Below are 9,208 nucleotides of genomic sequence, written 5' to 3' on the forward strand. Positions count from 1 at the left end.
TTTCTAAAAAAATAGAGAACCATATTGGAGCAGTATGGTATTTTATCCATCACTATAATGCGTCTCTGGTTAGTGCATGACATCATTTCACTGCCTTTGCAGGACTACCCAACATAAATAGCTGGAAGCAATAAATTAGCCAAAATACATAAAAGCTTTGCTTACAAATCTGCTCTTTTCTGTGAACAAAACTTCACATCGTAAAAAAAGCATATGAATGCCTATGACAAGGAACCAGGTTGCGCAGAGGGTCTACGTAGACAAGGGCGAGGACAACTTTGAACCCCGACTCGTGCAGTTAGGCCTAAGGAGCGGCGGCATGAAGGTTTCGCAAGAAGGGGTCAAGGGGACTTCTTCGTGGCCGGGGTGCCTCGCCCCTCCCCTTGCGGGGGGTTCTGAAGGGGCCAGGTGCGACTTTTATGGCAGGGGTGCCTCACCCCCTGGAGCGCCAAGAAGCGGAGCCGCCCCTTTCTTGCTTGTATGCAGGCAATTTTGATAGCCGAAAAAACTCAAGTCCGATCAGTATAATCGGAACATAGGACAATAATCTTTAGGCTCACATATCAGCCCCCCCTAACCCCTCCCGTAAGGGGAGGGGGATGTGAGAGGTTTCTCCCACAAAGGGAAATGGGACGTTATACTAAGATTTCCTCACAGGCGGCAACCCCCTTGCCAAGAGTCACCGGATGTCCCAACGTCTTAAGGGTCATCTCAAGGGCAGAGATCGCCACAATGACGTCAAATCTGTCGGCATATCCCAAGTGTGCTATCCTGAATATCTTGCCCTTTACCTGGTCCTGCCCGCCTGCCGTGGTCACGCCATAGTTTTCTCTGAGCACCTTGTATATCTTCTGGCCATCAACCCCGGCTGGGGCCTCTACTGCCGTCACCGAATTACTGGGAAGCTCCCTGGCAAACAGATTCAGTCCCAGGGCCTTGACCCCCTCCCGCGTGGCATGGGCAAGGCGGGTGTGACGGGCAAAGACGTTTGCCAACCCCTCCTGCTCCAACAACTTGATTGCCTCGTTCAGTCCGATTATCAGCGTAACGGCCGAAGTGAAGTTGGTCTGATTCTCCTGTAGCTTCTTGCGTTCGGCCTTGAGGTTGAAGTAGAATCTTTCGAGCTTTGAGGACTCGGCCTTTTTCCAGGCCTTCTCCGACACGCTGACAAAGGCCAACCCCGGTGGAAGCATTAGCCCCTTCTGTGAGCCTCCAACCATGATGTCTATCCCCCAGGCATCCGTCCTGATGTCGTGGGCAACCAGGGCGCTGATGGCATCCACTACCAGGATGGTGTCATCGTATCTGCCGACGATCTTGGCCAACGCCTCAACGTCGTGGTTTACACCAGTGGAGGTCTCCGTTACCTGAACGAATACGCCCTTGATGTTGCCTTCCTTTTTGAGAAGCTCCTCCACGGCCTCGGGGCGGACGCTGTAGCCCCAATCGACCTTTATCTCCCTGACGTCCAGACCGTAGGCCTTGCATATCTTCGTCCAACGCTCACCGAACTTCCCGCCGTCGATGACAACAACCTTGTCGTTCTTGTTGAAGAAGTTATTGACGGAGGCCACCATGCCACCCGTACCGGTGCTGCACAGTATGAGCACGTCGTTTTGTGTCTGAAACAGTCGCTTCAGACCGTTCTTTGCCGCATCCAGGACCGGTACAAAGTCCGGAGCACGGTGGTGTATCATGGGCATTGCCATGGCCAGGAGCGCCTCAGGTGGGACAGGGGTTGGCCCCGGAGCCAACAAGTACTTCTTAAACATATCATTCCTCCACATTTATAGTACTGCTCTTGCTATTAATCATTGCTATTATTATAATAAAAAACCAATAAATTTTTTATGCTTAAATATGAGCCTGTGTATATGGCAGGCATGTCAGAGAACAGATAAGGGAGACAAGGGTGTCTCCATAGCTAATTTATATAAGGAGAAAGGGTGTGTAAACAATGGTAGCATTTTTTAGATTAATGATTGTCCTGATTTTGGGGTTAATAGGCTTTATGCTTGGGCATGAGTATGGCGCTAAACTCGAGGGGGCAGCGGCAGGGGTGTTGCTGGGATTTATGGTATCGGCAGCGGAGTATTTTCTGAGGAGGTTTCGGTTAGGAAGGGTTGTAGGGGGGATTGTAGGGCTTTTTTTTGGCATTGTACTTGCTAGATTAATCATATATCCTATTGAGAGGTTGCTGGGGGAAATCAACACGGCAGCCTTCATCTTTGAGGCAGTGAGTGGTTATACGGGGCTGCTGTTAGGTCTTACCAAGGGTGAGGGGTTGACCGCCGCCAGTTTCATGCGGATATTCAGAGGGCAAAATATCGAGGAAAACATCAAAATCATCGATACAAGTTCCATTATCGACGGCAGAATTGCAGATGTGTGCGAAACCGGCTTTTTGGAGGGTACATTTATAGTTCCTCAGTTTATTTTGCAAGAATTGCAGCACATAGCCGATTCCTCCGATTCGATGAAACGCAGTCGTGGTCGCAGGGGGCTGGACGTCTTGCACAGGATGCAAAAATTTTCGACCATAAACGTCAGGATCGTCGAGGAGGAGTTCCAGAAAATCCGCGAGGTGGATTCAAAGCTCGTGGCCCTGGCAAAGATGATGAACGCAAAGATCATCACCAACGACTTCAACCTCAACAAGGTGGCCCAACTTCAGGACGTCCCCGTGCTCAACATCAACGAGCTGGCCAATGCCCTAAAGCCGGTTGTGCTGCCGGGGGAGATGATGAAGGTCTTCATTATCAAGGAGGGCAAGGAGTCCAATCAGGGTGTTGCCTACACAGATGACGGGACAATGGTCGTGGTGGAAAACGCCAGAAAGCTCATCGGTAAAAACGTAGAAGTCGTAGTCACCAGCGTGTTGCAGACCACCGCCGGCAGGATGATCTTCTCCAAATCCAGCAGCGACTACTAAGAGGGGGCATTTTCAGGGAAGGGGGAGGTGCCCTTCCCTACACCTCATCCACGGTTGGATGGAGTGCTACCGTAAATTGCAGATGCTATCAAAACACAGACATATCGCCCCCTTCTATGAGCTTATCGATATCCAGCAGAATGATCAGTCTGTCGGCGAGCTTTGCTATACCGTTGATGAACTCGGTCGATATATCCGTTGCCATAGGTGGGGTTGCCTCCACGATGGTTGACGGCACTCTAAGCACCTCGGAGACGGAATCCACGACCATACCCATCGTAATGCCCCTGATATCTACAATCATGATTCTCGCATCGCTATCGTTGTCAATCTCTGCTATTCCGAATTTTTTTCTCAGATTGACCACGGGTATTACCTTACCACGGAGGTTTATTACGCCCTCAACATACTGGGGCGAGTTGGGAACTATGGTTATAACCGTCATTCTGTTGATTTCCTGTACCTTAAGGATATCCACGGCATACTCCTCACTGCCCAGGGTAAAGGTAACCAGTTGTAATACACCATCTATTGCTGTGAAAGCCTCCATAAAAAAATCTCCCTCGTTCTACGTTTGATCTGTTTTCTTACCCCCGGCTACATGGGGGTATGGTCATAGCGGCCCTAAATAGAGTTAATAATCTCTCCGGCCACCTCGGCTAAAGATACTATTTTATCGACAATTCCGGCATCCACCACGGCCTTTGGCATACCGTAGACAACACAACTTTCCTCATCCTGGGCAATGGTTCTGCCATCGCTTTCCTTTATGGCCTTCATTCCCTTCAGTCCGTCGTTGCCCATACCCGTGAGAATAACCCCCAGGCAGTTGCCCGGATACAGTTGTGCAACGGACAGCATCATGACATCAACCGAGGGTTTGTATATATACTCGTTGCTTTCCGATATGCTAATGTACTTCTCTATCCCCTTTTTCACAATACTCATATGCCCGCACCCCGGGGCGATATAGACGATGCCGCTTTGGAGTTTTTCACCGTTTTTGGCCTCCCTGACGCAGACCTGACTGAGTTGGTTCAATCTTTCGGCAAATGGGCCGGTGAAGCTGTGTGGCATGTGTTGAGAGATTACAATGGGTATGCTTATGTTTTTGGGCAGCATCGGCACGATTGATTGCAAGGCCTTGGGGCCTCCGGTGGAGGTGCCGATGGCTATGATGTTCATACGCTTTGAGGAGGTAAATTGCACGTTCTTTGCCGTTGACACATGTACGGCAAGCCTTGAAGAGACCTTTGAGGTCTTTTTCACCACCTTTAAGCCTTTTGAACCGATCTGTTTTATTTTATCTATGAGCATGAGCTTGATATTTACTATATTAACGGACAACTCGGAGAGATTTTTAGGGATAAAGTCCACTGCCCCCATATCCAGGGCGTCGAGTGTGACCTTGGCGCCATCGGTGGTCAGCGAACTGACCATAATAACCGGCAGGGGTGACTTCTCCATTAATATCTTCAGGGTTTCAAGGCCGTTCATCCTGGGCATTTCGACATCCAACGTCATGATATCCGGCTTAAGGGTTGCAACCTTCTCTATTGCCTCCACACCGTCACGGGCAACCCCCACGACCTGGATATCGGGGTCGGAGGTCAGCATACTCTTTATCGCATTTCTCATAAACGCCGAGTCATCGACGATCAACACCCTTATATATTTTTTGGGTTTTTCCATTTGCAGCTATTCCTATGTCTACTTGTGTCCCTGCATGGTAGCGCTGAACATCACCGACGGGTCTATGATCAGGACCACCTTGCCGTCACCCGTTATCGTAGCTCCCGCTATGCCGTCTGCACTGTTTGAGAAGCCCTCTATTGATTTTATGACCACCTCTTCCTGCCCGTAGAGTTTGTCTACCATCATGCCAAACTTCTTTTCGTTGACCACAATGACAACCATATAGACCTTTTCCGTACCATTTACCGATGAGGACATGAGATAGAACTTGTTTGCCAGCCTGTATACCGGCACGACTTCGTCCCTGAGCAGCACAGTCTCCTGCCCCCTGATGGTCTTGATATCCTTCTTGTCCAGGCGCACCGTCTCAACGACCGAAGACAGCGGAACAGCAAAGACCTCATCCGCCACACCAACCATCAGCGCCTGGATAATTGCAAGGGTCAGCGGCAGACGCAACAAGAATCTTGTTCCCTGTCCCACCTCCGTTTCGATGCTGATGGAGCCGTTGAGTTTGGAGATATTGGTCTTTACGACGTCCATTCCTACGCCGCGCCCCGAGACGTCTGTTACCTGCTTGGCCGTTGAAAAACCCGGCAGGAATATGTAATCCAGTACTTCTTTATTGGACAGCCGCTCTATCTCATCCTGAGAGGCAAACCCCTTTTCTACAATCTTTTCCTTTAATTTACCTACATCTATGCCCTTACCGTCATCCTCTATGGACAGCACAATGTTGTTGCCCTCCTGATAGGCCGACAGTATGACGGTTCCGTGACGGGACTTACCGGCGTCCTCTCTGACATCGGGCAGTTCAATGCCGTGGTCTGCGGCGTTTCTGATCAAATGCACCAGGGGGTCGCCGACCTCTTCAATGATCGACTTGTCCAGCTCCGTCTCCTCACCGACAAGGCGCAGTTCTACCTCTTTTTTCATAGTCCTGGCCAGGTCTCTTACCATGCGGGGGAACTTGTTAAAGACCTTTTTCACCGGCTGCATTCTTGTTTTCATAACCGCCAGTTGCAGGTCAGTCGTTATGAGGTTGATAAAGGCGGTCAACTCCGACAGGTGTGAGACGTCTGCCGTTTCGGAGTACTTGATATCGAGGTTGGCCACGAGTTTCATGAGTCTGTTACGGGCAAGCACCAGTTCGCCAACGAGGTTTAGGACGTTATCGAGCCTCTCCACGTCTACCCTGATGGTCTGCTCTACCTGTTGTGGTTGTCCCTTGTCCGCTGGAGCAGTCTGTTTGGCAAGGACCTTTTTTACATCTTCCTTGGATGCCTTTTCAGTGGCAGTCAGAATTTCGCCAACCTTGGGCACATCCCCTGTATCTACGGACTCCTTGATCATTGACTGTATGGTAAGGGCCTCCTCAACATCGTCCTCGGATATCTTGCCCGCCTCAACGAGCAGTTCACCTAGGTGTTTGGGTGCCTTGGGTTCCTCATTTTCATGAGATTCAAGGTCTTCAAATTCCCCTGCGAAATTGCTCTGGAGGTCTTCCTCGGAAGGCATCTCTTCATGTTCGTCGACAGGTGGGGCGCTCTGTGCAGGTGTCGGCTTACCACCTCCGGCAGAGGCACCGGCGCTGTCATAGATATTTTGCAGTTTGCCCATGATATCCGTGAGGTCTTCCTCGACATCGTCCTTTTGTTTTATGTGCTCAAGGAGTACCTTGACCATGTCTATTGATTCCAGGATCACGTCCATGATGTTAGGGGCCAGAAATATGTCACCGTCCTTTATCTTTTTCAGGACGGACTCGGTGATGTGGGTAAGCTGCACCATCTGAGTAAACCCCAGAAACCCCGATGCTCCCTTTATTGTATGTACGGAGCGAAATATATCGTTAACAAGGGCCTGATTGTCCCTGTTTGTTTCCAACTCGACAAATTTCTGGCTAAGTTCCTCGATCAACTCGGTGGTTTCTATCAGAAAGTCGCTTATTATCTCATCCATTTCATCAGCCATGACAATCTCCTTTTAGGCCTCGTTGTGTTTGGCCTCTATCTTTTTGCGTATAGCTTTTATGGTTCATAACAAAGCAGGCGTACACCGCATTAAAATCCAAACTCTGCAAGCAGGGCATCAACATCCCCCTGGTCGGACATAATCCCCTCTCCTGCCTTAATCTGCGGCCCATGTACCTCTTCGGTTTTTTTCTCTTCTGCCTTTGTGGCATCGGCCTTGACGCCAAAGTACACCACCAACTGCAACAGTTGTTCTTCAAGCTCCTTGACAAGTCTGATAACCTTTTTAAGTATCTGCCCCGTCAGGTCCTGGAACTCCTGTGCCAGCATGATCTCAAAGAAATCATTGCTGATTTCGGCCAACTCCGTCTTTATGAAGCTCAGAGAGAGTGTTTCATCGGCGTGTGTACAGTCCAGGGCATTGAGTTTACCCTCGACAGAGTCCAGCTTATCCATCAACACGGAGAGCTTGGACTGGTTCTTTTCGGCTATTTCTATGGTCTTGCCTGCCGCCTCATCGGTCCTGGTGATCACCCACTCCAGTTTGTCTGTCATTTCGGGCATATCATCATGTGCGATATCGTGCAGACGGGGGTCAATCATCAGCTTGAAATCTTTAAAGGAGTCGTGCAGTCTGCGGGTCATCTTGCCAACCTCTGAGAACAGGTCGCGTTCACCGTAGCTTGAGATCGCCATAATGGCGCGTTCAGCCTTTTCGGTATCACCATCAGCAAAGGCCTCTATAAGCCCCTGGACCTCTACCATTATCTTATCGACAAGGCCTTTTTCACCACCTCTGTCCACAATGGACTTCTCAAAGGCCTCCTTGACATCCTGTACGAACCTCTCTCCACCTTTTTGTGTGACAGTGCCGTTGTCGGATATGGGTTCGGTAGTTTCCTTGCTTTCAACCTCTCCAATGTTGCTATCGTCAACTCCGCAGGTATAATCAACCTCGCCGGTATCGTCCCCTGGTGTATCTGCGGCAGCAATCATCACAAGGTCTTCTTTGTTGAGCATATTGGCCAGTTCTATGATGAGCACCATTCTGTTGTCGCCGATATTGGCAACCCCTCTGAGACATTCGTCCGAATGTCCTTTGCAGACGAGTTCTATATCCCTTTTGATGGCATCATCTTCAATGTTCATCACACCGGTGATGGAGTCCACTTTTACGCCAAAGGTCACCCTGCCGATATTGGTAACAATGACGTTGCCTTTGGTGTCTGAGTCGTCGCTGTCAAGGCCGAGCTTTCTCTTGAGGTCTATGACCGATATCGTCTTTCCTCTGAGGTTGATAATGCCAAGGACGTGTTGGGGCGTGTGTGGCAGTTTGGTCGTCTGTGTAGGTTTCATGATCTCCTGTACCACGAGTATCGGGATCACGTACTCCTCCCTGCCCAGATTAAACCCTATGTACTGCGCCATTGATATCTCCCGCCGGCTCTGCTGTCCTGGTGTGTTGTCAATGTAACTACTTCTTCAGCTTTTCAAATATCTTTTCGATCTTCTCCTTGAGGACTTCGGCGGTGAAGGGTTTTATGACGTAGTTGTTTACGCCTGCCTTGACGGCCTCAACCACCTGTTCTTTTTCGGCCTCGGCAGTAACCATGAGCACGGGCATTGATTTTAGCTTTGCATCGCTTCTTACCCTCTTGAGCAGCTCCAGCCCTGAGACATTAGGCATATTCCAGTCAGTGACAAGGAAGTCAAAGCCGCCTGTCTTGAGTTTATTAAAGGCCTGTTCGCCATCTTCGGCCTCCTCGATCTTGTCAAATCCCAGTTGTTTCAGAATGTTTTTCACTATTCTTCTCATCGTGGAAAAGTCGTCTACCACCAGTATCTTCATGTTTTTATCATACATAACACAATACCTCCTTTATCGTTAGTGCTTTAGGATATTTTTTATATTTCTTATGACTGCCTCTGCAGTCACTGGTTTAACCATATAGCCATTGGCTCCGGCCTCAAAGGACAACTCTCTGTCAACGTCGTCATCCTCGGTGGTGATGAGCATTATCGGTATAGACTTAAAAGACGGGTCTGTTCTGAGGGTTCTGGTCAGTTCCAGACCATCCATGTATGGCATGTTCAGGTCTGTGAGTATGAAGTCTATCTCGTTGTAGGCTAGTTTCTCTATTGCATCGAGGCCGTTTTCTGCATAGACAGGTTCATACCCGTTGCTTATCAGATAGAGTCCCAGTATCTTTCTTGTTGTTCTATCGTCATCTACAATCATTATTTTCATACTCTGCTCCTCGCCATATAAGTTCTAAACCTTTTGATATACAACCGTCTTACCAATTATGTGTGGCCGGAAGACTCGGGTTATATCGTGCAAGCTCTCGGCCATCCCAATGAAGAGATATCCGCCGGTTCTCAGGGAGTCGTAGAGGTTGGTTACCGCCTTGAGCTTGGCCTTTTTATCGAAATAGATAAGCACGTTTCTGCAAAATATCACATCCATATCACGAAAGCCCCTGACCTTTTTTTCGTCGATAAGGTTTACTTGCACGAACTTCACCTTTGCCTTGACATCGTTGTTGAGTGTATAGGTTGTTGCCGTACTTTGTTTGAAGTATTTTTTTATATAGAGTTCCGGTATATT

Annotated in this window: 9 protein-coding genes and 1 pseudogene; 2 read left to right on the forward strand and 8 right to left on the reverse strand. The window is 49.1% G+C overall.

What is annotated here, in order from left to right; translation table 11 throughout:
• Positions 1-80: pseudogene (locus HWQ67_RS20490) on the forward strand (IS1 family transposase); the annotation flags it as partial.
• Positions 81-635: 555 nt separating this feature from the next.
• Here HWQ67_RS20490 and HWQ67_RS08535 read toward each other — a convergent pair.
• Positions 636-1,772, reverse strand: coding sequence for a pyridoxal-phosphate-dependent aminotransferase family protein (locus tag HWQ67_RS08535; RefSeq protein WP_218252265.1), 1,137 nt, complete (start codon positions 1,770-1,772; stop codon positions 636-638).
• Between the two features lie 185 nt (positions 1,773-1,957).
• Between HWQ67_RS08535 and HWQ67_RS08540 the strand changes: the two genes are divergently transcribed.
• Positions 1,958-2,932: a PIN/TRAM domain-containing protein gene (locus HWQ67_RS08540; RefSeq protein ID WP_218252266.1), complete on the forward strand. Its 975-nt coding sequence runs from the start codon at positions 1,958-1,960 to the stop codon at positions 2,930-2,932.
• An 88-nt stretch (positions 2,933-3,020) separates the two neighbouring features.
• On the opposite strand, the gene HWQ67_RS08545 is transcribed toward HWQ67_RS08540, so the two are convergent.
• The 7 genes from HWQ67_RS08545 to HWQ67_RS08575 all read right to left on the reverse strand — a co-directional run.
• Positions 3,021-3,482, reverse strand: a complete 462-nt coding sequence (locus tag HWQ67_RS08545) for a chemotaxis protein CheW (protein WP_218252267.1) — start codon at positions 3,480-3,482, stop codon at positions 3,021-3,023.
• Between the two features lie 74 nt (positions 3,483-3,556).
• A complete protein-coding gene (locus tag HWQ67_RS08550) occupies positions 3,557-4,624 on the reverse strand; it encodes a protein-glutamate methylesterase/protein-glutamine glutaminase (RefSeq protein WP_218252268.1) in 1,068 nt (355 codons plus the stop codon).
• Positions 4,625-4,642: 18 nt separating this feature from the next.
• Complete coding sequence (locus HWQ67_RS08555; RefSeq protein ID WP_218252269.1) at positions 4,643-6,601, reverse strand: chemotaxis protein CheA; 1,959 nt, start codon at positions 6,599-6,601, stop codon at positions 4,643-4,645.
• Between the two features lie 89 nt (positions 6,602-6,690).
• Positions 6,691-8,028 carry a protein phosphatase CheZ gene (locus HWQ67_RS08560; RefSeq protein WP_218252270.1) on the reverse strand — a complete coding sequence of 446 codons (1,338 nt, stop codon included), beginning with the start codon at positions 8,026-8,028 and terminating at the stop codon, positions 6,691-6,693.
• Positions 8,029-8,074: 46 nt separating this feature from the next.
• Positions 8,075-8,464, reverse strand: coding sequence for a chemotaxis response regulator CheY (gene cheY / locus HWQ67_RS08565; RefSeq protein WP_040335263.1), 390 nt, complete (start codon positions 8,462-8,464; stop codon positions 8,075-8,077).
• Between the two features lie 21 nt (positions 8,465-8,485).
• The gene (locus HWQ67_RS08570; RefSeq protein WP_040335262.1) at positions 8,486-8,848 is read right to left on the reverse strand and encodes a response regulator; all 363 of its coding nucleotides are present in this window, start codon (positions 8,846-8,848) and stop codon (positions 8,486-8,488) included.
• Positions 8,849-8,872: 24 nt separating this feature from the next.
• The coding region (locus HWQ67_RS08575) for a CheR family methyltransferase (RefSeq protein ID WP_304413898.1) at positions 8,873-9,208 on the reverse strand (336 nt) is incomplete at its 5' end.

Origin of the sequence: Candidatus Magnetobacterium casense, assembly GCF_019173545.1 — a bacterium.
Lineage (GTDB): Bacteria > Nitrospirota > Thermodesulfovibrionia > Thermodesulfovibrionales > Magnetobacteriaceae > Magnetobacterium > Magnetobacterium cryptolimnobacter.

Bases quoted from the DNA above. Each gene is read 5' to 3' on its own strand.
- HWQ67_RS08535 (WP_218252265.1), bottom strand. From the start codon at position 1,772: ATGTTTAAGAAGTACTTGTTGGCTCCGGGGCCAACCCCTGTCCCACCT.
- HWQ67_RS08540 (WP_218252266.1), top strand. From the start codon at position 1,958: ATGGTAGCATTTTTTAGATTAATGATTGTCCTGATTTTGGGGTTAATA.
- HWQ67_RS08545 (WP_218252267.1), bottom strand. From the start codon at position 3,482: ATGGAGGCTTTCACAGCAATAGATGGTGTATTACAACTGGTTACCTTT.
- HWQ67_RS08550 (WP_218252268.1), bottom strand. From the start codon at position 4,624: ATGGAAAAACCCAAAAAATATATAAGGGTGTTGATCGTCGATGACTCG.
- HWQ67_RS08555 (WP_218252269.1), bottom strand. From the start codon at position 6,601: ATGGCTGATGAAATGGATGAGATAATAAGCGACTTTCTGATAGAAACC.
- HWQ67_RS08560 (WP_218252270.1), bottom strand. From the start codon at position 8,028: ATGGCGCAGTACATAGGGTTTAATCTGGGCAGGGAGGAGTACGTGATC.
- cheY (WP_040335263.1), bottom strand. From the start codon at position 8,464: ATGTATGATAAAAACATGAAGATACTGGTGGTAGACGACTTTTCCACG.
- HWQ67_RS08570 (WP_040335262.1), bottom strand. From the start codon at position 8,848: ATGAAAATAATGATTGTAGATGACGATAGAACAACAAGAAAGATACTG.